This is a genomic window from Tenacibaculum sp. 190130A14a (genome assembly GCF_964048965.1).
Classification (GTDB): domain Bacteria; phylum Bacteroidota; class Bacteroidia; order Flavobacteriales; family Flavobacteriaceae; genus Polaribacter; species Polaribacter polynesiense.
In genome coordinates this window covers 2,899,518-2,924,718 of the sequence record NZ_OZ040189.1, presented here as the reverse complement: position 1 = coordinate 2,924,718, position 25,201 = coordinate 2,899,518, and the positions used below count along the sequence as shown (strand labels likewise).

The window sequence follows — 25,201 nt, the reverse complement described above, 5'->3', positions numbered from 1 at the left end:
GGATTATTTTATAATTGTGTTAACTAAGTTTATATATTCTCTTTTAGCTTCATCTTCAGACATTCCTTTGAGTTGCCTCCAAGCATTAAACTTGAATGCATTTCTAAGATTGGCATCCGTATTTGCATTGAATGAAAAATGATCTCCTTTTACTGCTTGCTTATAATAAGCATAAAGTTTTAGCATTACATCTGGTGGTAATTTTTCATTAGTGCTAGAAGCTTTTTTATAGGCTTCTTCAAATAAGATGTCTAAATCATCTGCCATAAAGTCTGGAAAATATTACATTATATAATGTATATACAAATATACGAAGGGAGCAAGGAAAAACAAGCTATCAAGCCTATCTAGTAGTCCACCATGGCCTGGCATGATAGTACCGCTGTCTTTTACATTTGCTTGTCTTTTAAATTTTGATTCCACTAAATCACCTAAATTCCCCATAATAGAAACAATAATGGCGATTATAATCCAATCGGCAACGGAAAATATTATTGAATTTTTGGCAATGATAAAGCCCGCTAAAATGGCAAATAAAAGTCCTCCTAAAAAACCTTCAATTGTTTTTTTGGGTGATACCTTTTCAAAAAGTTTATGTTTACCAAAGTTTTTTCCAACTAAATAAGCAAAACTATCATTGGTCCATATGAGTAGTATGATGTAAAGAATGATACTAGGAGTGTATTCAGAATTGATAAAAGGAAGTTTTGCTAAATAAAAGAAAGGAAGTACAATATATATATACTTCAGAAAGATTTTCTGTTGTGTATTTGAGTAATGTATTTTTTTTAAAGAAAAAAGATAGTACAGTAATATTGCTAAACAAAATAAAGAGAAAGCTAATAGTATTGCTGGGTATTCTTTATCTAAAACATAGACAGTTATTGTTGATAACACGGCTAATATTATAAATGATATATAATTTTTAGATTGAATTATTTTTGAAAATTCCCATAAACTTATCAAAGAGAAAATACCAATTATTGCTAAATAGCTTTCTTTTGAAAAGAAAATTGCTGTTATAAAAACAGCAGCATAGATAAGTGCCGAAACACTTCTTGTTAAAAGATCTCGCATATTATAAATCTTCAAAGAGCAGCAAATATAAGTTTTTTGAATTACTGTTGCCATAATTCAAAAAGTTATCCTCTTCTACATTTTCTTTAACATAATTTGTTATAGAACTAATGTTAGTAGGAATGTTGCCTTTGTAATTAGTTTTTATACCTGTTAATCCTTCTCCAGTATTTTTAACAAGCTGACTTGTGGTTGCATAAACGATAAAATGATCTGTTAAGCTAGATAGTTTATTGCTACCAAGTTGATTTGAAGAAAAAAGAATATCACCTTTATTAGCTATGAGGTGTTCACAAGTAGTAAAGTAAGGTATTTTAGTATCGTTTTTTTCAAATGTATTTACGTCTACTTGCTTTGCAATTTTCAATAAATCAACATCAGAACAAGAAATTTTTTTCCAATTATTCTCTTGAAGGATGTGTTTAAAGTTGGCAATGACTTCATTAAAAGAAGTGCAGTACAAAAATTTACCACCTTTATTAATAAAATGATGAACAAAAGAATCATCTAGAGCAAGTTTAACATGTTGTTCTTTTATTTCCTTGTCTCTAGATGAATCTTGATATGATTTAAATAATTTTTTAAAAAAATTCATTAAAACGTAAGCTATTCTTCGGTATTAGGGTTTACAACTTCGTTTTCTTTTTCTTGATCGAAAGGTCTAGTTCCGAATATCTTAACTAAATCGTCTTTAAATATAACTTCTTTTTCTAATAAAATATCAGCTAATTCAGATAATTTGTCTTGATGCTCTTTTAAAATTTCAATAGCACGTTCATATTGACCTTCGATAATCTTAGAAATTTCTTCGTCAATAGTCTTTGCAGTTGAATCACTATAAGGCTTGACAAACGAGTCATTACCAGCAGAATCATAATAAGTAATATTTCCTACTTTATCATTCAGTCCATATACGGTAACCATAGCTCGTGCTTGCTTTGTAACTTTTTCTAAGTCGCTTAAAGCTCCAGTAGAAATTTTATCAAAAATTAATTTTTCAGCAGCACGACCTCCCATAGTAGCACACATTTCGTCAAGCATTTGTTCTGTTTGAACAATTTTACGCTCTTCAGGTAAATACCAAGCAGCTCCTAAAGATTGTCCACGAGGAACAATAGTTACCTTCACTAAAGGTGCGGCATGCTCAAGCATCCAGCTAACAGTTGCGTGCCCTGCTTCGTGAAATGCAATAACCTTTTTCTCGCGAGGAGTAATTACTTTATTCTTCTTTTCTAAACCTCCCACTATTCTGTCTACAGCATCTAAAAAGTCTTGATGTTGAATAGCTTCTTTGTTGTTTCTAGCGGCAATAAGCGCAGCTTCGTTACACATGTTGGCAATGTCAGCTCCAGAAAACCCTGGGGTTTGTTGTGCTAAGAACTCTATATTTACATTGTCTGCCAACTTTAATGGTTTAATATGCACTTCGAAAATCTCTCTTCTCTCGTGCAAATCTGGTAAGTCAACATAGATTTGACGATCAAAACGACCTGCTCTCATTAAAGCCTTATCTAAAATATCTGCACGGTTGGTAGCTGCTAATACAATTACGTTAGTATCTGTACCAAAACCATCCATTTCAGTTAATAACTGGTTTAATGTGTTTTCACGTTCATCATTACCACCAGTCATACTGTTTTTTCCTCGAGCACGTCCTATAGCATCAATTTCATCAATGAAAATGATAGATGGTGACTTTTGTTGCGCTTGTTTGAATAAATCTCTTACACGAGATGCTCCAACCCCAACGAACATTTCAACAAAATCAGATCCAGACAAAGAAAAGAAAGGAACTCCCGCTTCACCTGCAACTGCTTTAGCTAATAAAGTTTTACCTGTTCCTGGAGGTCCTACTAATAAGGCTCCTTTAGGTATTTTACCACCTAACTTGGTATATTTTTCAGGGCTTTTTAGGAAATCTACAATTTCCTGAACTTCTTCTTTAGCTCCTTCTAAACCAGCTACATTTTTAAAAGTAGTTTTAACCAAAGTGTCTTGATCAAAAAGTTTTGCTTTTGATTTACCAATGTTAAAAATTTGTCCACCTGCACCACCAGATCCACCAGCTCCAGACATTCTTCTCATAAAGAATAGCCAAATAACGATTAGTAAGATAAAAGGTAAAAAGTTAAAGATATTTTCAAGAAGACTGGTTTTTTCAATGTTAGACTTGTCGAAATCTAAATTTAACTTTTCCTTTTCTTTATCTATCTGATTTTCGAAGTTTTGTAAATCACCGAAGTTATACGTATACAAAGGTGTGCCTTTTCTGTAAAAAGGAGATTCTGTTAATTGTTTGTGTTCTTCTTTTTTCTCAGCTTCATCCTTTAAGAAGATTTTAGCAACATTGTTATTCTCCACAATGATCTTCTTAATGTCATTCGCTTTTAAGATTTCTTCAAACTTATTTTTAGATATATCTCTTGATGCTAAACTTCCAGAATTAAAAAAGCTTAATCCCAAAAGAATAACAAAAATAGGAATGTATATCCAAAATGAATTGAATGAAAATTTAGGTGTATTTTTTTTCTTATCGCTCATAAATTGAATATGAATTAAATAGCAATTACGCTGGGTTTATTTGAGTGATTTTTGCATCGCCCCATAAGCTTTCTATATCGTAATATTCACGAACTTGTTTTTGAAAAATATGAACTACTACATTCACATAATCCATTAAAACCCATTCAGCATTTGCCGTTCCTTCGACATGCCAAGGTTTGTCTTTAAGTTCTTTACTTACAATTTTTTGTACAGAGCCAGATATGGCATTTATTTGAGTGTTTGAATTACCTGAACAAACGATAAAGTAATCACAAACGGTATTGTCTATTTCTCTTAAATCTAATAATTGGATGTCCTCACCCTTTACATCATCAATCCCTTTAATTATAACAGATATTAATTCATCTGCAGTTGCTTGTTTTTTTGTCATTAAAAAAAATTAAGTTTTAGCAAAGTTATTATTTTTTTGCGAGTAATTTATGTAATATTGATACTTGTTTTTACCACAAAACGTACATGAAAATAATCAAACTTAGTGCCATTGATTCTACCAATTCTTTTTTAAAAGAAATGGCAGAGAATAGTGTCATTGACAATTTTACAACAGTTGTTGCTGAGCGTCAAACAAAGGGAAGGGGGCAAATGAATAGTAAATGGGTTTCAGAAGAGGGTAAAAACCTGACTTTTAGTACTTTTGTTAGGTTTGAGTCGCTGTTGTTTGAGCAGCATAGATATTTGAGTTTTGCCGTGGCATTAAGTGTTTTTGAAGCGGTTAAAAGTTTAGGAATAAATAGATTGACAATTAAATGGCCTAACGACATAATGTCAGGGAATAAAAAAATAGGTGGAATTTTAATTGAAAATTCACTTAGTAGAAACCTCATTGTGTCTTCGATAATTGGAATTGGATTAAATGTTAATCAAGATTTTTTTACTGAAGAGTTACCTAATGCAACTTCCATAAGAAATATTATAGGACAAGAAATATCAAAAGAAAAGGTGTTTCAGTTAATCTTGGAAAGATTGCAATCAAATATAAAGTTATTAAACAAAAAGGAAGAAGATATTTTGGAAACTAGATATCTCAATAATCTTTACAAAAAAAATATTCCGAGTATGTTTAAAACAATGGAGGGTAAATTATTTATGGGAAAAATAATTGGAGTCTCTCAAGAAGGGAAACTCCAATTAGAATTAGAAGATGAAACTTTAAAAGAATTCGACCTCAAAGAGGTTTCATTCGCTTAAATTTTTTCTATATTTTCAGTTAAGGTCTCTATAAATTTTGATAATGGTTTTTTTACCATCATTGCCATCATTGGATTAAAATCTCCATTGAATTTTAAGGTAACCTTACTTTCATTTTCTGAAACTTCATTAATATCAGCAGCTAAAGTAAAAGGTAATTTACTACTCGCAGCACCTAATGTAATATTAGAAAACTCTGTTTTTTCTTTCATAACTAAACGTATTTCTGGCATTCCTTTCAAGCCAAAAATAAAGCTATCTCCATCTACCTCAAATTTTTGAGTGTTTTCTGGCATTAACTGTTCAAAGTTATCAAGCTTTGAAAAAAACTCAAATAACTCTTTTGATGATTTTTGTACAGTTATAGTATTTCCTTCTATATTCATATATGTTGTTTTTTTATAATTCTTCGTTTTGCTTCCAAGTACTTGGAGATACTCTCCAGTCTTCAAGCATTCTTAATTCTTCTGATGTAATGTATTGGCTATCTAAAGCTTGTTCTAATAGGTACTCATAGTTACTTAAGGTAGTTAGCTCTACGTTTTTCTCTTTAAAGTTTTCAGTAGCTAAATCGAAACCATAAGAGAAGATAGCAACCATCCCTTTAACATTAACGTCTGCTTCTTTTAAAGCTTGAACAGCGTTTAAACTACTTTTCCCAGTACTAATTAAATCTTCAATTACTACTACATTTTGTCCGCTTTCAATATGCCCTTCAATTTGGTTTTTTCTACCATGTTTTTTTGGCTCTGGTCGAACATATACGAAAGGAACCCCTAGTTCTTGTGCAACTAATATACCAATTGCAATAGCTCCTGTGGCAACACCTGCTATTACATCAGGTTTTCCGTGTTTTTCTTCTACTAATTTAGCAATCTCTTCTTTTAAAAAGTTTCTTACTGGAGGGTATGATAAGGTAATCCTATTATCACAATAAATAGGAGATTTCCAACCTGAAGCCCAAGTAAATGGAGTCTGTGGACTCAATTTTATAGCTTTTATTTGTAAAAGAAGTTCAGCTGTTTTTTTTGCCGTATCTTTGTTAAAATCCATACCGCAAATGTATAAAGTTTTTGTCAATGATAAGCCAATTATCTTAACCTCATCACTAAAAAAAGAGGAAAAATACCCGGTATATATTATAAAAACTGTTTCCATAAGTGAATTAATTCATAAACTTAAATTAGGAAAGTACGAAGGAGTGTATTTGTATAGTAACAATTTAGAAAACGATTGGAACAATTTTAAAAAGGAGTTTAAAGTAATTTCTGCAGCTGGAGGTTTGGTACTAAATGATGAAAATGAAATTCTATTTATTTATAGAGGTAATAAGTGGGATTTACCAAAAGGAAGAATAGAAAAAGGAGAGTCTGTTAAAGAAACTGCGGTAAGAGAAGTAGAAGAAGAGTGTGGTATAAGTAATATTTCAATTGTTGATTTTCTTTTAAATACCTACCATTTGTTTGTACAAGATAATGAATACCGATTGAAAGAGACCTATTGGTATTTAATGAAGTCTAATTATAAAGGAAAGCTTACTCCTCAATTAGAAGAAGGAATTACTAAAGTTGAATTTAGGGGAGAGAATGGAGTTAAAGAAGCTTTAAAGGATACTTACGCGAATATTAAATTGGTGCATGAGTGCTATAAAAATGTCTGATTTTGTGACACACTGTCATTAAAAAAACTAATTTATTTTATTTTTCTGTCAAATTTCCTGTAAATCTGTATTGGCATATACTTTGACTAATTCAAAACGTAAATTTGAATTAAAAACTTAAAAAAGTATAAATAAAGATTATGAGTAAAATTATAGGAATAGATTTAGGAACAACTAACTCATGTGTTTCTGTAATGGAAGGAAATGAGCCAGTAGTAATTCCTAATGCAGAAGGAAAAAGAACTACACCATCTATTGTTGCATTTGTAGAAGGAGGAGAACGTAAGGTAGGAGATCCAGCAAAACGTCAGGCAGTAACAAACCCAACAAAAACTGTTTATTCTATCAAGCGTTTTATGGGGAACAAATACTCTGAGTCTCAAAAAGAAGCTGAAAGAGTACCTTATAATGTAGTAAAAGGAGATAACGATACTCCTCGTGTTGATATTGATGGTCGTTTATATACGCCACAAGAAATATCGGCAATGGTATTACAAAAAATGAAAAAAACTGCTGAAGATTATTTAGGACAAGATGTTGCTGAAGCAGTAATTACAGTACCAGCATATTTTAACGATGCTCAACGTCAGGCTACTAAAGAAGCAGGAGAAATTGCAGGTTTAAAAGTTCGTCGTATCATTAATGAACCAACTGCAGCTGCATTAGCATATGGATTAGATAAGGCAGATTCAGATAAGAAAATTGTTGTTTTTGATTTTGGAGGTGGTACGCATGATGTTTCTATCTTAGAATTAGGAGACGGAGTATTTGAAGTATTAGCAACAGATGGAGATACACATTTAGGAGGAGATGATGTAGATGAAAAAATTATTAGTTGGTTAGCAGAAGAGTTTAAAGCGGAAGAAAACATGGATTTACGTAAAGATCCAATGGCTTTACAACGTTTAAAAGAAGCTGCTGAAAAAGCTAAAATAGAATTATCTAGTACAACTTCAACAGAAATTAACTTACCATATATTACAGCTACGGCTTCAGGGCCTAAGCACTTAGTAAGATCTTTAAGTAGAGCTAAGTTTGAGCAGTTAATTGATGATTTAGTAAAACGTACTATTGAACCATGTAGAACTGCATTAAAGAATGCAGATTTATCTACTTCTGATATTGATGAAGTAATCTTAGTAGGAGGTTCAACTCGTATTCCTGCAATTCAAGAGGCTGTAGAAAAGTTCTTCGGAAAAGCACCAAGTAAAGGAGTAAATCCAGATGAGGTAGTGTCTTTAGGAGCAGCAATTCAAGGTGGGGTTTTAACAGGAGATGTGAAAGACGTATTATTATTAGACGTTACTCCATTATCTTTAGGTATTGAAACAATGGGGAATGTATTTACTAAATTAATTGAAGCAAATACAACTATTCCAACAAAGAAATCACAAGTATTCTCTACAGCAGTAGATAACCAACCATCAGTAGATATTCACGTGTTACAAGGTGAAAGAGCTATGGCTGCAGATAACAAAACAATTGGACGTTTCCAATTAACTGATATTCCACCAGCACCAAGAGGAGTTCCTCAAATTGAAGTAGTTTTTGATATTGATGCAAACGGAATTATAAAAGTGTCAGCAGTAGATAAAGCTACAGGTAAATCTCAAGATATTCGTATTGAAGCATCTTCAGGGTTATCAGAAGAAGAGATAGCTAAAATGAAGGCAGATGCAGAGGCAAATGCAGAGGCAGATGCTAAAGCTAAAGAAACAGCAGATAAAATCAATGGAGCAGATGCTATGATTTTCCAAACAGAAAAACAATTAAAGGAGTTTGGAGATAAGTTATCAGCAGATAAAAAGCAACCAATTGAAGCTGCTTTAGAAGAGTTAAAGAAAGCTCACGAATCTAAAGATCTAGCTGCTATTGATGCTGCAATGGAGAAAATAAACGAAGCATGGAAAGTAGCTTCAGAAGAAATGTATGCAGCTCAGCAACAAGCTGGAGCTAATGGAGCAGAGCAACAAGCTCAAGGAAATGCTTCTTCTGAAAGTGATAATGTAGAAGATGTAGACTTCGAAGAAGTGAAGTAAACACCTAAGTTTTATATTGATTGTAAAAGAGATTGTTCTTATTTAGAACAATCTCTTTTTCTTTTTAGGAAGTTTAAAAGTGATGTTGGGAAGTATATCAAGGGTTAATTCATGCTGTTTTCAGTTATTCCTTCTTTGTTATATTTTAAAGTCACTTAAAAAATGAGAAAATTCATACTACTTCTTTTGGTTGCAGTAATTGGTACGAGTTGTGTAAAGAATAATAGTTCACAATTGTCTGAGGAAGAAAAAAAATACGATTTTGAGTATTTGTATAAAGAGTTAAAAGAGTCTTATCCTTATTTTTATATAAATAAAAGATTGAATAATGTAGATTGGCTTGCAAACAAAAATGATTATTTAAAGAGAATATCGGAAACAAGGAACGATAAAGAATTCTTTATTGCTATCAACGAAATATTAGGTGATTTAAATAATGATCATACCGATACATACCCAACTATAATCTACGATTATTTTTACAAAGGTTATAAAGGAGCGTTGGCAGAATATGGAATGTATAAATCTTATGTAGAAGAACTTGAAAAAACAGATACTGTTAAAACTAAGTATTGGAGTTCAATAAAAGAACAATTACAAGAAGTAAAGCATACTAAAATAGCAGAGAGCCAAGAAAAAAATTTAGATGGTATTGAAACGCAAAATTTAATGATTGACTTAAAGAAAGAAGATTATGTTGCTATTCTTAGAATAAAATCTTTTAGTTATGATTTAGTAGCGGAAGATTCAAAAAGATTAAAAACATTTTTTCAAAATGATCTAAAAAACTATGCTAATTTAATAATTGATATTCAAGGAAACGAAGGGGGAGATACCACTTATTGGATGGATCATATTGTTAGTTATTTAATAAAAGATAGCTTGAATTATACAGTCAATTATGGATTTAAAAACTCTGAAAGAATACGAAAGTTTAAGCCAAGTTATTTTAAAAAAAAGTATAACTACAAAGATTTAGATTTAGAAAACTTACCACAAGAACTTAAAACAAATGAATACTTAATCTATTCAACAGAACAGTCAATAGCGCCTAAGTCTACTCAAAAGTATCAAGGGAATATTTATCTATTAGTAGATGGTTTAGTGTATTCAAGTGCAGAGGCTTTAGCGCACTTTTTTAAAACTACTAAAATTGGAAAAGTAGTAGGAGAACGAACTAATGGAGATGGGGTTGGAACAGATCCTCTTTTATTGACTTTACCTAACAGCGGTATCGTAGTTAGATTTACAGGAGAAATGGGACTCAATCCGGATGGAAGTGCGAATGAGGAAGCAAAGACTACTCCTGATATTTCTATAGAAGCAGTATCTTCAGATGAAAGATTACATAATTTACTTATTCAAATTACAGAGAACTAATACATTCATTTTTTTACTAAAGTATCAAGTTAAAAATGTAGTTTTGAGTATGATGAATAAAGTTACGTTATACTTATTTTATATTCTATTGTTTTCTTCTAGTATAGTATTTGCTCAGCATCCTGTTTTTGAACATTTGACAGAGAAAGATGGGTTGCCAGATATTGAATTTTACGATGTTTTGGAAGATGATAAAGGGTATATTTGGCTTGCTGCTGACAAAGGTCTTTTTAGGTACGATGGAAAAGAATTCAAAAATTATACCCATCCTGAAAAAAGAGCATTGTCTGTATTTGGTTTAAAACTAGATAAACAAGGAAGGGTTTGGTGTAATAATATTACAGGACAATTTTTTTATGTTGAAAATGATGAACTTCAACTTTTTATTGATTTAGAAAAAGAAGCTAATGGACAATTGGCAGACTATAAGTTATTCAAGAATCGTTTAATTGTATTTAATTTTTGGTATATATTAAGTGTTGATTTGACAACCAAAGAGTATCAATTTGTTAATAAAAACAATTTTATAGCTTCAGTTTATAAACGAAATGATTCACTCTTCTATCTAAGTCAAAAAGGGCTTAATTATTCTTTTAATGGTAGAGATTTTAAGGAAAGAAATAACTTTAAAAAATCCATTAAATACTCTGGGATTTCTTGGAGAAGTTTTAGGTTTGATGAAACGCAATTCCACTATAGTTATGACTTTAATGGTTATATAAATAAAAACGAGAAGGGAAAATTAGTTTTAGAAAGAAATAACCAATTAATAAAGGTTGAGCTTCCAATAGATTTACAAAAGTACTTCACTATCCGGATTTTTATAAGAGAAGATTTTTTATGGTTTTGTACGGATAAAGGGGTATATGTTTGTAAGTATTCAGATGGAAAAATACGTCATGTTAAGAGTTATTTTAAGAATAAGCAAATAACCAAAGTTATTAAAGATTCCAATAACAATTATTGGCTTTCTACTTTAAGAGATGGAATTTTTATAATACCGAATATTTACTTAAATAAATATGAAAGTACTGACATTACTCAAAATATCAGTGCAATGAGTAAGGTAGGAGATCATAGTGTTTTGTTTGGCTCTACCAATGGTTACTTAACACTTTTAAACACGCGCTCAAAAGAGAAAGTTGACATAGATGTTGGGTCTCGTGAAAAAGTATTTTCAATAATTGGTATTGATAAGAATACTGCTCTGGTTAGTTTTTCTTCGAATTCTATCCTTTTAGATTTAAATACCTTAGAATATAAGAGACTTTCTCGTTTTGGAAATGCAAAGGATTTTTCTTTATACAATGAAAAGAAAATAGTTTTTGCGGCTTTTGCATATGCATCGATTAATACAATTGACGAGGGAGAAGAAAAGACAAGAATTCGTGGAAAGAGATCGTATTCAACTCATTACAGTCGAACAAACGACAAGATATATGTTGGATATGTAGATGGAGTTCAGGTATACAATAATGCATTTGAGGGCACTCCTATTCTACACAATAACAAACCAATATTTGCACTTGACATTGAAGAAACTAATGATGGAACTATTTGGACATCTACTTTTAAAGATGGTATAATTGGGATTAAAAATGAAAAGGTACATGTAAACTATACAGAAAAAAATGGGTTACTCTCTAATTTAACGAGTGTAATTAAAGCAGATGGACATCATCTATGGATTGCTACTAGTAAAGGAATTCAAGTTTTGAATACAAAAAATGGCAAGCTGGAAAATCTAACAAAAAGAGATGGAATTAATTCTTATAATATTTCCGACATAGCTGTATTTGATACATCTGTTTTTTTTAGTTCAAATAAAGGGGTGTTTGAAGTAAATAAAGATAAAGGTTTCAAAGATGTTCAGGTAAGGGATTATTATTTTTCAAATATTTTAGTTGATGACAAAAACGTAGCGATAAAAGATTTCTATAAGTTAAAATACAATGAAAATAAAATACAGTTTAAACTTCATGTGAATGGTTTTTTATCGGAAGAAAATGTTCAGTGTGCATATCGATTAGTCAAAGAAGGTAAGAAATCAAAATGGGATATATTAGATAAGGGTGTGGATCAAATCACTTTTAATGACTTGTCGGCAGGGAAATATAGATTTGAATTAAAGGCTTTAGGCTATGCTGGAAATAAAGAAGGTAGTACAATTAGCGTTCAGTTAGAGGTTCAATTGCCTTTTTATAAAAAATGGTGGTTTCTGCTAAGCCTTATAACAGTTTTGTTTTTTTTAATCTGGTATAGATTCAATGTTCGATTAAAAGATTTAGAGAGAAAACAAGAAGAAGTATTGGAAAAGGAACGTATGCAAAAACAACTCGTATCTTCAAGATTAGAAAGTTTGCAAGCGCAAATGAATCCACATTTTACGTTTAATGCTTTAAATTCTATCCAGAATTTAGTGTTGAAAGGAGATAAGTTAGAAGCATATGATTACTTAACAAAGTTTTCTCTTCTTATTCGAGAAAACTTGAATATGAGTAGAAAAAGCTTTGTATCGTTTGAAGATGAAATTAGATTGTTGGAAAAGTATCTTGAATTAGAAAAATTGAGATTTAGAAATGAATTTTCATATGAAATATTAGGAAAGAAAGAGATAGGAACAATACAAATTCCTACTATGATAATTCAGCCATATGTAGAAAATGCGATTAAACATGGTTTATTACATAAAAAAGGAAACGATAAAAAAGTGGTGTTAGAGTTTTATAAGGAAAAGAAAACATTAATATGTGTTGTGTACGACAATGGAGTTGGTGTTGAAGCATCGAAAAAAATAAAAGAAAAAAGTAATATATCGAGAGAGTCATTTTCAACAAAAGCAATTAAAGAAAGGTTGTCGATGCTACAAAAGTATTACAAAACAGATATTGGAGTAGAGTATGTAGAGGTAAATGAAGGAACTAAAGTAATTATTAAACTTCCTTATAATCAGTAAAAAGAAAATTAGGAAGTAAAATTATAGGATTAGGAAAAAAATCTTTCCTTAGCTAAAAAAATACAATATATTACAAGTGTATTTCTGTGAAAACAAACAGTTGTTTTCCTGTTTTTACAATCCATTAATCCATGAAACAAATCATTAATAAAATTCTTAATACAGGTGTTTGTAAGTATAACAATGTAAAAGAGAATAAAAAGATTAAACTTTTAAACATCTTTTGTTTTACATGGGCAATTATGATTCTTGTAATTACCTTTTTTGATATTCTTTTTCAAAGAGAATTGATAGATAGTTTAAAAATTCATGGAGTTTCATATGTACTCATTTTTATTATTTTTTATTTACAGAAAACAAGGTTTTACACCTTGTCTAGAGTACTCTTTATAACTGCTATTATTGGAGTTACATATGTGTTTGCTAATTATGTTACGCCTTTTAGTTTAATTGAAAATTTCTATTTTATTTATCCGTTGATAGCTATAATTCTAATAGAGAAAAAATGGATAAACTTAGGAATTCTATTACTGTGCTTTTTACTCTATTTTGTTCCTAATTTTTACTTTAAGCATTATCCAGAAACGACCATTTTACCAGTATTAATATTTTCTGTTTTTGTAGCTACGTATGTAATACTTAGTTATGCAGAAAACTTAAATAAAAAGCATGAAAAAGAGCTTTTAAAAAGTAAAAAGAGTTTAGAGCAGGCTTATTTAGAGTTGGAAGAAAGAAAGAAAAGTGAAGTAGCCGCATTACAACTTAAAGCATTGAAAACACAAATGAATCCTCATTTCTTGTTTAATAGTATCAATGCAATACAAAATTTAATTTTGACTGATAAGAAAACAGAGGCTTATACATATTTAACAAAGTTTTCTCTTTTTGTTAGAGAGAGTATTAAGGCTAGTGAAGAAAGCTATGTAGCGTTTGATGCAGAGTTATCTATGTTGAAGAAATATTTAGAGTTAGAAAAGCTTCGATTTGGAAACGATTTTGTTTATGAGTTTATCGGTGAGGAATTAATAGAGAAGATTAAAATTCCATCTGCTATTATTCAGCCATTTATTGAAAATGCTGTTCGATGCGGTTTATTACATAAGACAAATGGAATTAAAAAGGTAACTGTAAAGTTTAAACAAGGGGATTTGTTTCAGTGCATTGTTTTGGATAATGGAATAGGAATAGATGCTTCAAAAGAAATCACCAAGTTAAACCAAGAAGAAACTGTTTCAAAGGCAACAGACTTAGTAGAAAAAAGATTATTGTTGTTAAAAGAATATTATCAAACAGATATAGGAGTAAAGTATGAGGATGTTCATGAAGGAACTAAAGTAATTATTAGGATCCCATATTCAAAGCTTTCTTAGTTATTCGGAAGAGTTTTTAAATCATTCGGAAACTTATTTGTTTAATTAGAGAGAATTATTTCAACTTTCATTTTTATAAAAACGGGAAATGAAAAGCTTAGCCAAACTATATAATCAAATTTTAAATTTAGGAGTTTATGAAGAAAATGTTCATGAACATAAACAAATACGATTGCTCAATAGCTTTTGTATTACTTGGGGCTTGTTAATTATTCCTTTTGGAATTGCTGATTTGTTTTTTTCTAATAACATACAAGGCAGTTTGTTAATTCATTTTATTGGATTTTTGTGTTTGTTTTTAGTTTTTTGGGCGCAGAAACGAGGTAATTTTAAACTAGCGAGCTTTTGTTTCTTAATAATACTTACCTTTTTGGTTTCTTTATTTACAAACTATGTAGAGAAAGGTAAAAATTTAGAAATTATTTATTTTTTAATTCCTTTAATGTCACTCTTAATAATAAAGGATTTCAGAACGAATTTATTTTTTTTAGTGCTTTGTTTTGTGCTGTTTTATATTCCCAATATTGTTTTTAATCATTATGATTTATTGTTTAAAAACCCTGTAATTATTTTAGCTGTGTTTATTGGTGGGTTTGTAATACTTAACTATTCACAAACCTTAAATAAAAAGAATGAAGAGAAGCTTGCCAGCGCATATGAAGTGTTAGAGGAGCAAAAGAAGAATGAGTTAGCGCATTTACAGCTAAAATCTTTAAAGGCTCAAATGAATCCTCATTTTATGTTCAATGCTATGAACTCTATTCAAAACCTAGTTTTAAAGGGAGATAAGGAAGAAGCCTATAATTATTTAACAAAATTCTCTTCCCTGATACGAGAAAACTTAAATATGAGCGAGAAAAGTTTTGTCTCTTTTGAAGAAGAATTGTCATTGTTGCAAAAGTATTTAGAGTTAGAAAAATTGAGATTTAGAGAAGATTTTGAATATGAAATAGAAGGGGTAGAGCGTATAGATGATATAAAGGTGCCTTCTATGATTATACAACCTTTCGTAGAAAATTCAATTAAACATGGATTACTTCATAAACTTAATGGAGTGAAAAAAGTTAAGATTGCTTTTATGATTGACAAGGTTTTTAAATGTACAATAGAAGATAATGGAGTGGGATTAGAGGCTTCCAAAGCAATTAATAAAAGAAACCAAAATCATAACAATTCCTTTTCAACAAAAGCCATAAAAGATAGGCTTTCTTTATTAAAAGATTATTATAAAACTGATATAGGTTTTCATTATGAAAAAGTAGAAGAAGGAACAAAAGTGGTTATAAAAATTCCGTACAAAACTGCGTAAGTCATGAAAGGGAGGTATAAAAATATAACCCGTATTGGTATTTATGATGATACTGTTGAAAGTGAACAGAAAAAAATACAATTATTAAATATTTTCTGTTTAACATGGGGTATAGCAATCATATGCTTTGTTTTTTTGGATTATTTTTTCGCAAGAGATTTTTATCAAAGTTTAAAAATTCATCTTTCCTCTTTTGGAACATTATTTTTAGTGTATGTATTACAAAGGAGTAGAATGTATATAATGGCAAGAATCATTTTTATTCTTGCTTTAATCATTGTAACTTTTATTTTTTCCAATTATGCAGAGCCATTAACTTTAATGGAAAACCTATACTTTATGTATCCATTAGTGAGTTTGTTGTTTATTAATAGAAAATGGATTAGCATTACTATCTTAATTATATGTTGGATATTTTACTTTTTACCACGTTGGCTTATTACAGGAGAATATCCTTTTCATTCTGTAAATACTATCGTACTCGCATTAATGGTATTCATAGGAAACTTTGTAATTCTAAACTATTTTAGAGTATTAAATTTTAAGAAAGAAGCTCTTTTGTCTGAAAAGAAAGATGAATTAGAAATGGCTTATGTGGCATTAGAAGCTAGAAAACAAAGTGAATTGGCTCATTTACAATTAAAGTCGTTAAAAGCACAAATGAATCCTCATTTTATGTTCAACGCGATGAATTCTATTCAAAATTTAGTTTTGAAAGGAGATAAGCAAGAAGCATATAATTACCTAACAAAGTTTTCTTCTTTGATACGAGAAAACTTAAATATGAGCGAGAAAAGTTTTGTTTCTTTTGAAGAAGAACTGTCTTTGTTACAGAAATATTTGGAATTAGAGAAGTTGAGGTTTAGGGAAGACTTTGAGTATGTGATAAAAGGTATTGAACAAGTTTATGATATAAAAGTGCCTTCTATGATAATTCAACCATTTGTAGAGAATTCCATAAAACATGGATTATTGCACAAATTAAATGGAGTAAAAAAAGTAAAAATCACTTTTAAGGTGGAAGATGTTTTTACATGTATTATTGAAGATAATGGAGTAGGTATAGCAGCATCAAAAGAAATTAATAGACGGAATCAGAATCAAAATAATTCCTTTTCAACGAAGGCAATACAAGACCGACTTTCTTTATTGAAAGATTATTATAAAACAGATATAGGGTTTTATTACCAACAAGTAAAAGAAGGAACTAAAGTAATTATTAAAATACCATATACAAATTCAGATGAATAAGATAAAAGCCATAGTTGTTGATGATGAAGCTAATGCTAGAGAGAATTTACGTTTTTTGCTAAATGAGTTCTGTAAAGAAGTAACCGTAGTATCGGAAACTTCAAATGTTGATGAAGCAGTGAAAGAAATAAAGAAACACAAACCCCAACTTGTGTTTTTAGATATTGAGATGCCGCAGAAAAACGGATTTCAATTGTTAGAAGAGTTTCCTTCTATAGATTTTCAAGTAATATTTGTAACCGCTTATGATAAGTATGCTATTCGGGCATTTGAAGTAGCAGCACTTGACTATTTATTAAAACCAGTAGATATAGAGCGCCTGCAAGAAGCTGTGAAAAAAGTAAAAAAAGCAATTGAAACTGTTGATTATAATCAAACAAAAATAGAGGTACTTAAGGCTAATAAAAAGGAAATTAAAAAAATTGCAATTCCATACAAAAGCGATTATGCTATTTTAGATATAAATGATGTTTTATGTATAGAAGCAGATAGAATGTATTCTAATCTATATACCAACGATGGGAAGAAATATATTATAGCTAAAAAATTAAGTCATTATGAAAATCTATTGTGTAAAGACAAAGATTTTTTTAGAGTTCATAGATCATGGATTGTTAACGTGCATAAAATTGAAGTCTATTCAAAGAAGGAAAAAGAAGTAACGCTAGATACTAATTATAAAGTTCCAGTTAGTAAAAGTTATAAAGAAAGCTTTGAAGAACTCTTTTATGCATAAGTATTCGGAAGAAAATCTACTTCATTTGGAAATAAAATGTCTTAGTTTTAATAAAGTTACTCTTTTTTTGAATGGTAATATAAAAAGCGAATAAGTATGAGAATAATTGTTGCAGTTTTCAGCTTTTTGGTATTTTGCTCTTTTCATAAAGTAGAAGAAACAGATACTAAAAATAAAGATTCAAGAATAGAAATTATAGGAAGCAGTATTTCTTTGATTAATGATACTAAACAAAAAGTATCTATTTATACAGGTTCTGGTTTTGTTACTTTGAATAAAGGATCAAAAACTAGTATATCTTGTAAGGTAGGAAAAGAAGTACGCTGGGCAAGTAATGGGAGAAAAGGAAAGATTATTTTTAAAATTGAAAGTAAACATTGTGGAAAAACATTAAAACTTTCAAAGTTCTAGACGTAACGTTTTTAAAGATGTCGCTAAAGCCAAAACTAATATAGTTTTGGCTTTTTTTATTCGTAAAAGATTAAGGTGTTTGTATTTATGTAACTGTTAATCAATTGGTTGTGTTTAGTGTTTAGTTTTTTGATAGTAGTTGCTGTTTGGAAGAGAAAATGATTCATTGGGAAGTAATTTGGTCTATTTTCTTTAAGACTGAGTTTTATTTGTGAAAGAATTTAAAAAGGGGTTCACAATGAAGAAACTATTCGTTTTTATTTTATCGTTTATATCGATTTTAGCATTCGGGCAAAGTAATCAGAATGAAATTCTGGCGAACTTTCAATCAGGAAAGTATACTGTGTTCAAAGTAGAAAAGGTGTCCTACAAAAAATATAAAATGGTCAAGGTTAAAAAACAATGGCCAATTGAAATTTCTAAACAGGGAACAGAGGTACAAAAAGTTTTGGTAAAGAGAGCTGGGATTTTAGATGAAAACTTTATTCCTGATGTTCCAGGTTATCCAGCGTATTTTTCGTTTTCATCATATCGATTAACATTTATCGATGGTTTAGGGGTGTATTATAGTTGGAATGGAAAAGAACAGGCAACTACAAAGTATGTGTTCTCTAAGAATGGAAGTCTATCAAAAAAATATGAAGAGTTAAACAAACTTGTAGAAGAGTATGCAAAAGCAGTTTTTAAGAATCAAACTTCTGCAAGAGCAAATGTTAAAGAGCAAAAGAAAGCAATAGCAGAGGCTGAAAGGAAGAAAAACTCTCTTCAAAACAAAGAGGTACAAAAAATTGAAATTCAATTAGTAAATCAACCTAAAAAAGTAGCACATTTTTCAGAAGCAATTAAATACGGAGTGGTAGCAACTTTAAAAGATGGTTCTAAAGTATCTACAGAAAACCTTGGAGGAAAATTACCTTGGAGTGATTTTACACTAAAAAATAAGGGATGTAGTAATACAATTGATGAAGTAAGAGTCGATGAGAATGCAAAAACTCTGAAGGATGATAGAATTACAATTCAACTTATTTCGAAATATCATCCAAATTTAAAAGCAGTTAAACATATTAACACCACTAATGATATTTCTATTCAGGTAAATCAAAGTGGTTTTTGGGGATATAATCGACATAAACATGTAACTGTTTTTCAGGGTAAAAATGGACAGCATGCAGGTAGAGGAGATAACCTTACCATAAAAGTAAAAACCGTTACGCATAAACAAACGGGAGTTAAGTTAAACAAGATCGATATCTATAATACCACAAAACAAAAGCATGTTGCTAGCTATAAGTTGACTACAGGAACTAAATTGATTGTTAATAATCAAGGAGGTGGCGGTATGAATGGGTTTGAAGGAAGTAAAAGTTCTCCTAATGGTGGAAATGGTGGAAATGGTGGAGCAGGAGGAAATATTCTTTTGATAAAAGATCCATCGGTAAAACAGTTGAATATAGAACTGAATAATGACGGAGGAGCCGGAGGAAAAGGAGGTGCACCAAAATATTCCCATGCAAGTAGAGGAAGAAGTGGGGTTTCAGGAGATCCTGGAAGAATCACTAGGCAAACAAAACCAGTACAATTGAATTTCTAATTAACTATTATAAATAAAATAAAATGAAAAGACAGGTATTAATAACATGTATGTTAAGTGTGGCTATGTTTTTAGGAACAAGCACAGAATCTAATGCACAATTTAAAAAATTATTAAAGAAGGTTACTTCAAAGAAGAGTTCATCTAGAAGTTCAAAAAAATCTGGAGGAGCCTCAGGAGGAACATTCGCTTACTTAAATGGTGAAAATGATGAATTAGGTTTAAGTGGGGAATACTTTGGATTAAAAGATAAAAAAGCATTTGGATTTAAGTTTGTGAAAGAAGATGAGGGGAAAGTTGTAAATCAGTTACATTATTGGGAAAAGAAACAAGAGAAGCCTCAATTAAAAATGAATTTTAAGGAGAGTTACTACAGAAAAAAACAAGTTAAAATGTTTTTCGTTTGGTACTCAACATCAGCAAAATCATATATAGAAGTTTTTGAAGTAGCTCCAGGAGTTTTAGCCCAAACGCAACAAACAGATAGAAGTTTAAACAAGTACGAAGAATCTGTACCATTAGACTCAAAAAGGACTGTAATAGAGGTAATGGCAAAAAACAAATCTGACTTTGATACTTGGGATATCGAAACAGCACAAGCTAAAGTAGATATGATGATAAGTGAATTAAGTTCACTTAAAATGGCAAAAACGAAAAAGAAATTAATGCGTTTTGATGCTTATAAGAACTACCATGGTAAGGTTGCGTTTGCAAAGGGAACAAACTACTTAAGAAATTCAAGATCGAATCAACCAGTAGAAAAAGTAGCCAATTTTATTACTAAAAGAGAATTAGGAGAGACTGTTGCTTTTAAACCATATTTTGAACAACCATTAGCAGTATCACATCCTGGAGCTTGGTTTAACATTACTTATGAAATGGCTGGTCAAAAAACAGATAGAGAAGCGTTGAGAAAGACAAGTACAAAATTCTCTAAAAACATTCCTCAATTAGATGATTATACAAATGATTTCTATTTCTTTTATCCTAAAGTTACTGTAAATACATCTAATAATGTGGCAGATTATGCTTTCTTAGAATTATTAAGAAAGACACAAGATAATTTACAAGAAGGAAAAGTTTATGATTTAAAAGTGACTGTTTGGGCATTTAAAGATGGACAAAACATAGATCCAGTTGCACAAGGAACAATACAATTAGAATATACCGCAAATTCCGAGAAGTTATTATTGGATCCAGTTAAGGGGTGGATTACAGTTTTAGAAGACTATTTAGATGAATAAATAGCGTTTGTGAGTATTTAGTTGATAACCGAATAGATGTTGACCTATTCGGTTTTTTTTAAATTATAAAAGTATGTATAAGAAGTTTATTGTATTAGTATTTTTTTTAATAGGGATTAAATTAAATGCTCAAGAGAAATCTATAGAACCAAATTATTCATTTGTAAAGTTGATGATAACAAATGAAGCAAATGAAATATTACTGGTAAAATGGAAGAACGATTGGGAAATTCAAGGAAGACGGTTTGCTGGAAATTTTGGGATGAAGGAATTTGTAAAAAACATGGCGAAATCCGCAGGTGTGGAAGTTGAAAATATTAAACTAAAAGGATTGTTTACATTTCATTTTGAAGGTTATCATAAGCCTACTTTAATGCATTATTATCAAGCCAGCTATGTTTCAGGAGCTATAAAAGCACCTCCATCGTGTAGTGATGCAGCTTGGGCTCCTATAAATAAGGCTATAGAAAAAATAGCATACAAAGACATGAGAGTGATTGTAAAGAAAGTTTTAGGGAACGAAAATGTTTGGGGAGGAGCGTTCATAATACGCCCTAAAAGCAAAGAGAGTCCAAGAGATTTTAAGTTTAAAACCGAATTTTATAGGTTTTAATCAAGTTGTTTGTTTAAAAGGTCAATGATGTTAGGTCATTGGCTTTTGTTATTTTTGAGGTATGAAGTTTTATCAAAAAGAAATTCAATTACCAGAATATAGAAGAGGATATCATTTAATTACAGATGTTTTAGTAGCTGTTTTACCACAATTAAAAGAAATTAAAATAGGACAATTCCAAGCATTTATAAAACATACCTCTGCAAGCTTAACCATAAATGAAAATGCAGACCCCACAGTACGTATGGACTTTGAAACCCATATCAATAAAATGATTCCAGAAGATATGCCGTATTACAAACACGATTATGAAGGGTCAGATGATATGCCAGCGCATATTAAAAGTTCTATGTTAGGATGTCAAGTGCAAATTCCTATCACGAACGGAAGGTTAAACCTAGGTACTTGGCAAGGAATCTATTTAGGAGAACATCGTAATTATGGAGGGAGAAGAAAAATTGTAATTACTGTTTTTGGAATATAGATTTAATTTAGTTTTTGACCTTAAGTTTAACTTATAAATTCGCACAACTTGCAAAAAAGGAGATTTTACTATGTATATAATCTTCAACTAAACTATTATTAACTTAATGAAAAGATTTTCTTTTTTATAAATATTATCATAAATGATAATTCCTTTAAAACTTTTTTTTCTTGTGAAAATGAAATGCTATTAAAAAATAATAATATATATCCTCTATTCATTACACTTCATTTTTTTGTTAAAATTAATTTTAAATATATTAGGATTTTTATTAGCTATTTTTAATTCATAACACTCCCCTTTAGTAATTTTTCTATTATAGATATCTATTATTTTTTTATAGAGTTTATTTTCGTAGACATAAGTAAATGTAGCTAGATTTTGATCACTAATAGTTCCCATATTAGCGTTCAGTTTTACTTTTACAATTTTAGCTTGAGTAATTGTGAAATCACGTTTCAATAAATCATTTCTACCTTTAACTATAAAATAGAGCACAACAATTATAATTCCCAATACTGAAAAAAGGACAATTGTTCCATCATCAAGTTTTTTCATAATTTAATTTTCCTGCAAATATACAAGAGTAGAAGGAGTATTTGATATCGAGTAAAAAAACTTAAAATTGAATTTTATATCCTACTAACGTTAAGTGAATAGCTCAAACCCCTCAAAATTAAATAGTGTTAAGATATTGAAAAATAAATACTTGAGAAGTAGTTTGTTAAGGAGAACATCGTAATTATGGAGGGAGGAGAAAAATTGTGATTACTGTTTTTGGAAATTCGTAAAAGCTTCTTGAAATTCTTGTCGTAATTCTTCAATTTCTTCTGAGTTATATTTTCTAGAAAAATGAACTGGAATAGCTTCTTTTACTACAGAAGCCTTCATAATTTGACCAGACATTTTAGCATAGCTATGATAATTCAGTTCAGCGAATTGTTGATCTTCATTTTTATAAAACGATTCTATAAAAACAGTATCGCAATTAAGGAAATGTGTTTTTATCTTTTTATGATTTATCTCAGAAGGTGCATGATCCATAATAATTCCTAAGGTATTCCCTTTCTTTGGTTCAAGAAGATGAAAAAGGTCTTGAGCCTTGTATTCGGCGTCTTCAATTTGAATGATTTGATGATCTAGTTTCTTGTCAAAAGCTTCTTTGAGCTCTTTAACCCATTTACCTCCTTGAAAATTCGTCTTTGAAATATTGAAGCTTACAGTGTCGAATTCTATAAACTTGTACGCCAAAGTAGGGGTTTTATGATCGAGTAAAGTTCCGCGAACTTCAAATTTTTTATCAGCAAAAAGAATATTAGAATTTGTTCTTGAAACTTCTTTAAAGTCCCATAGAGGGGGAAATAATTCATAGGTAACAATTTCATTGTCTGAAATCATTTCTTTTACTTCATATGAGAGCGCTTTTTTGTGTATAAGATTCCAAGTATAGGCTTTTAATTTATGCTGAACTTGCGTAGCTATATGTTGGGGGCCGCAAATAGTAACTTTTCTTTCAATTCCTATTTGATGTCTTATAATAGTATCAAAATTGATAAAATGATCTATGTGGGCATGGCTTATGAAAATAGCATTGCAGTTCTGGATTTCTTTAATGCTTAATTTACTGGCTTCACCACATTCACATAAGTAATTCCAAGGATGATTATTGACTTTTACTAAAATGGAAATGTCTTCTTCTAAGGTATTTTTAGTTGTTGCGTTAAACATATATTAATCGTTATTTTCTCTTCCTATGGAATCAACTTTTTTTAATAGATGCGGAATGCGGTATTCACCGTGCATCTGTTCAATTTTTTGAACAGCCTCATCTAAATCAATACCTTTAGCAGTAATATAAAGTGGTTTTCTGCTTTCTCCTCTATAAACAGCTCTTTTATGTTGCGTAATTTGATTGAAATTATTTTTGGCTACTCCTATAACCGGAATGTTTTTATCCAATTCTTCATATAAGTAGCCTCCTAAGCCGTTTTTATCTTCATCGTTAAGCACTACAAAGCCATCAATAACAATGGCTTCGCAGTGATCTAAGTTTATCTTTTTTAGAAGACTTAGAATACAAGGGAGTTCTCTTTTGTAAAACGCTCCTGAAACATATTCACTAATACCTTCTATAGTTTCTTCGAATGTATTCGATTCTTGTTCGTCTGTCCATTGATTAAATTCCAAACCAATGGTTTTTGCTTTGTCTTCAAAATAGTACGTGTCAAATGCTAATATCATAATAACTAAATTAATTAATCTCCTCCACAAGAAGAACAGCTTGAGCAACTTGAACAACTTGAACAGTTAGAACAAGAAGAGGAATCTGAGAAGGAATCACCTCCAAAGGAATCAAAGTCAAACCAACTAGTTGATTCCTCAGATTCAGGTTCATTGATTTTTAATGGATCTTCTTCAAATGTATTTGAGTTTAGAAGACTTTCATTAGAATCACTGTCAAAAACATCATTTGAAGTGTCTATTTCATTTGAGTATCCAACTTCTTCGCCTTCATCATTTTCAAAATAAGCGTCTTTTATAATGATATTGTTATTATGATGCATTATATCTGACCATATAAAGCTGTAGAAAATAAAATCATCAAATCCATGGTGTCTTTCATAAATTCCTCCTCCGTTGGTATTTGGTTGAAAGTCTTTTCTATCTTTAATCTTACGCTTAGGTAAAATATGTTTGGTTTTGGTATAGGTTTGAATATCGTCGGTTTCAATTTGTTTTTTCAAAGCCAATTTTATTTGGTTTGAGAAATAATCAAAACGTTCTGTTTTTTTCTCTCTAAACGAATCAAATTTTTGTTGAGAACTGGTTGTTTCAGTAATCTTATTAGATATATCCCCAGAGCTAAATTCTTTAAATAACCCTGAAACTTTAATAACTATTGGGTATACACCAACTTTATGGTCTCTGTTGACTTCAACTTCTATAAGGTATTTGAAATTATCATCTTCATGTTCTAAAACAAGCTTTAATTGTTTGAAATGAATAGACATGGCTTCGTTCACTTCAATTTCATACTTGTCTAGGGCGTGCTTTAGGTCATTTTCTTTACCGTCTTTGTCATGATAAAAAGTAATATCATCATGAGATATTTTGATAATATTGGTAATATTTAAACTTCTAAAAGTAGCATTGAGTTGTTGTAGGATAGCTACTGCAGTAAAGGTTTCTCTTTCTTCTTTATCTGAAATAGCACCAATAGTTAAATAGTGAAAAATCTTTTTAAAAGCCTTTGTTGGCTTTACTTTTTTTATCTCGGTTAGTTGAGATGGATCAATAGTAATAGTTCCTTCTAAATACATAAGTTAA

General features: G+C 30.2%; 25 protein-coding genes. 14 read left to right on the top strand and 11 right to left on the bottom strand.

Going from position 1 to position 25,201, the window contains the following annotated elements:
* Positions 1 to 3 precede the first annotated feature (3 nt).
* Genes ABNT22_RS13565 through rsfS form a run of 5 tightly spaced genes read right to left on the bottom strand, consistent with a single transcriptional unit; the run spans position 4 to position 4,012 of the window.
* On the bottom strand, positions 4 to 267 hold the full coding sequence (locus ABNT22_RS13565) for an acyl-CoA-binding protein (protein WP_348718718.1): 264 nt from the start codon (positions 265 to 267) through the stop codon (positions 4 to 6).
* 15 nt (positions 268 to 282) lie between these two features.
* On the bottom strand, positions 283 to 1,131 hold the full coding sequence (locus ABNT22_RS13560) for a phosphatidate cytidylyltransferase (protein ID WP_348727122.1): 849 nt from the start codon (positions 1,129 to 1,131) through the stop codon (positions 283 to 285).
* Positions 1,079 to 1,672 carry an LUD domain-containing protein gene (locus tag ABNT22_RS13555; protein WP_348718716.1) on the bottom strand — a complete coding sequence of 198 codons (594 nt, stop codon included), beginning with the start codon at positions 1,670 to 1,672 and terminating at the stop codon, positions 1,079 to 1,081. The genes ABNT22_RS13560 and ABNT22_RS13555 overlap by 53 nt, the downstream gene beginning before the upstream one ends.
* An 11-nt stretch (positions 1,673 to 1,683) precedes the next feature.
* Positions 1,684 to 3,618, bottom strand: coding sequence for an ATP-dependent zinc metalloprotease FtsH (gene ftsH, locus ABNT22_RS13550; protein WP_348718714.1), 1,935 nt, complete (start codon positions 3,616 to 3,618; stop codon positions 1,684 to 1,686).
* Between the two features lie 25 nt (positions 3,619 to 3,643).
* Entirely contained in the window at positions 3,644 to 4,012 is a 369-nt protein-coding gene (gene rsfS / locus ABNT22_RS13545; protein WP_348718712.1) for a ribosome silencing factor, read from the bottom strand.
* An 86-nt stretch (positions 4,013 to 4,098) separates the two neighbouring features.
* On the opposite strand from rsfS, the gene ABNT22_RS13540 reads away from it, so the two are divergent.
* Positions 4,099 to 4,830, top strand: coding sequence for a biotin--[acetyl-CoA-carboxylase] ligase (locus ABNT22_RS13540; protein WP_348718710.1), 732 nt, complete (start codon positions 4,099 to 4,101; stop codon positions 4,828 to 4,830).
* Here the strand turns inward: ABNT22_RS13540 and ABNT22_RS13535 are convergent.
* The gene (locus tag ABNT22_RS13535) at positions 4,827 to 5,216 is read right to left on the bottom strand and encodes an SRPBCC family protein (RefSeq protein ID WP_348718709.1); all 390 of its coding nucleotides are present in this window, start codon (positions 5,214 to 5,216) and stop codon (positions 4,827 to 4,829) included. The two genes, ABNT22_RS13540 and ABNT22_RS13535, sit on opposite strands and share 4 nt — an antisense overlap.
* 13 nt (positions 5,217 to 5,229) lie before the next feature.
* Positions 5,230 to 5,883 (bottom strand): orotate phosphoribosyltransferase, encoded by a 654-nt coding sequence (pyrE, locus tag ABNT22_RS13530; protein WP_348718708.1) that lies wholly within the window; start codon positions 5,881 to 5,883, stop codon positions 5,230 to 5,232.
* A gap of 7 nt (positions 5,884 to 5,890) precedes the next feature.
* On the opposite strand from pyrE, the gene ABNT22_RS13525 reads away from it, so the two are divergent.
* The 13 genes from ABNT22_RS13525 to ABNT22_RS13465 all read left to right on the top strand — a co-directional run bounded on the left by ABNT22_RS13525 (position 5,891) and on the right by ABNT22_RS13465 (position 21,874).
* Positions 5,891 to 6,490 (top strand): NUDIX hydrolase, encoded by a 600-nt coding sequence (locus tag ABNT22_RS13525; RefSeq protein WP_348718707.1) that lies wholly within the window; start codon positions 5,891 to 5,893, stop codon positions 6,488 to 6,490.
* Between the two features lie 140 nt (positions 6,491 to 6,630).
* Complete coding sequence (gene dnaK, locus ABNT22_RS13520) at positions 6,631 to 8,529, top strand: molecular chaperone DnaK (RefSeq protein WP_348718705.1); 1,899 nt, start codon at positions 6,631 to 6,633, stop codon at positions 8,527 to 8,529.
* A gap of 162 nt (positions 8,530 to 8,691) precedes the next feature.
* Positions 8,692 to 9,909 (top strand): S41 family peptidase, encoded by a 1,218-nt coding sequence (locus tag ABNT22_RS13515; protein ID WP_348718704.1) that lies wholly within the window; start codon positions 8,692 to 8,694, stop codon positions 9,907 to 9,909.
* Between the two features lie 49 nt (positions 9,910 to 9,958).
* Positions 9,959 to 12,865: a histidine kinase gene (locus ABNT22_RS13510; protein ID WP_348718702.1), complete on the top strand. Its 2,907-nt coding sequence runs from the start codon at positions 9,959 to 9,961 to the stop codon at positions 12,863 to 12,865.
* 131 nt (positions 12,866 to 12,996) lie between these two features.
* Entirely contained in the window at positions 12,997 to 14,235 is a 1,239-nt protein-coding gene (locus ABNT22_RS13505; RefSeq protein WP_348718700.1) for a sensor histidine kinase, read from the top strand.
* A gap of 88 nt (positions 14,236 to 14,323) precedes the next feature.
* Entirely contained in the window at positions 14,324 to 15,544 is a 1,221-nt protein-coding gene (locus tag ABNT22_RS13500) for a sensor histidine kinase (RefSeq protein ID WP_348718699.1), read from the top strand.
* Between the two features lie 243 nt (positions 15,545 to 15,787).
* Entirely contained in the window at positions 15,788 to 16,795 is a 1,008-nt protein-coding gene (locus ABNT22_RS13495) for a sensor histidine kinase (RefSeq protein WP_348727121.1), read from the top strand.
* A complete protein-coding gene (locus tag ABNT22_RS13490; RefSeq protein ID WP_348718696.1) occupies positions 16,788 to 17,531 on the top strand; it encodes a LytTR family DNA-binding domain-containing protein in 744 nt (247 codons plus the stop codon). The genes ABNT22_RS13495 and ABNT22_RS13490 overlap by 8 nt, the downstream gene beginning before the upstream one ends.
* A gap of 96 nt (positions 17,532 to 17,627) precedes the next feature.
* Positions 17,628 to 17,942 (top strand): hypothetical protein, encoded by a 315-nt coding sequence (locus tag ABNT22_RS13485; RefSeq protein ID WP_348718694.1) that lies wholly within the window; start codon positions 17,628 to 17,630, stop codon positions 17,940 to 17,942.
* 238 nt (positions 17,943 to 18,180) lie between these two features.
* Complete coding sequence (locus ABNT22_RS13480) at positions 18,181 to 19,533, top strand: hypothetical protein (RefSeq protein WP_348718692.1); 1,353 nt, start codon at positions 18,181 to 18,183, stop codon at positions 19,531 to 19,533.
* A gap of 23 nt (positions 19,534 to 19,556) precedes the next feature.
* On the top strand, positions 19,557 to 20,777 hold the full coding sequence (locus ABNT22_RS13475) for a hypothetical protein (RefSeq protein WP_348718691.1): 1,221 nt from the start codon (positions 19,557 to 19,559) through the stop codon (positions 20,775 to 20,777).
* Between the two features lie 73 nt (positions 20,778 to 20,850).
* Entirely contained in the window at positions 20,851 to 21,390 is a 540-nt protein-coding gene (locus ABNT22_RS13470; protein ID WP_348718690.1) for a hypothetical protein, read from the top strand.
* Between the two features lie 61 nt (positions 21,391 to 21,451).
* Entirely contained in the window at positions 21,452 to 21,874 is a 423-nt protein-coding gene (locus tag ABNT22_RS13465) for a secondary thiamine-phosphate synthase enzyme YjbQ (protein ID WP_348718689.1), read from the top strand.
* 213 nt (positions 21,875 to 22,087) lie between these two features.
* Here the strand turns inward: ABNT22_RS13465 and ABNT22_RS13460 are convergent, their stop codons facing one another.
* The 4 genes from ABNT22_RS13460 to ABNT22_RS13445 all read right to left on the bottom strand — a co-directional run bounded on the left by ABNT22_RS13460 (position 22,088) and on the right by ABNT22_RS13445 (position 25,194).
* Positions 22,088 to 22,432 carry a hypothetical protein gene (locus tag ABNT22_RS13460; RefSeq protein ID WP_348718687.1) on the bottom strand — a complete coding sequence of 115 codons (345 nt, stop codon included), beginning with the start codon at positions 22,430 to 22,432 and terminating at the stop codon, positions 22,088 to 22,090.
* Positions 22,433 to 22,642: 210 nt separating this feature from the next.
* A complete protein-coding gene (locus ABNT22_RS13455) occupies positions 22,643 to 23,602 on the bottom strand; it encodes a peptidase (RefSeq protein ID WP_348718685.1) in 960 nt (319 codons plus the stop codon).
* Between the two features lie 3 nt (positions 23,603 to 23,605).
* Entirely contained in the window at positions 23,606 to 24,115 is a 510-nt protein-coding gene (locus ABNT22_RS13450) for an endonuclease V (protein WP_348718684.1), read from the bottom strand.
* A gap of 14 nt (positions 24,116 to 24,129) precedes the next feature.
* On the bottom strand, positions 24,130 to 25,194 hold the full coding sequence (locus ABNT22_RS13445; RefSeq protein WP_348718683.1) for a hypothetical protein: 1,065 nt from the start codon (positions 25,192 to 25,194) through the stop codon (positions 24,130 to 24,132).
* Between the last annotated feature and the right edge of the window lie 7 nt (positions 25,195 to 25,201).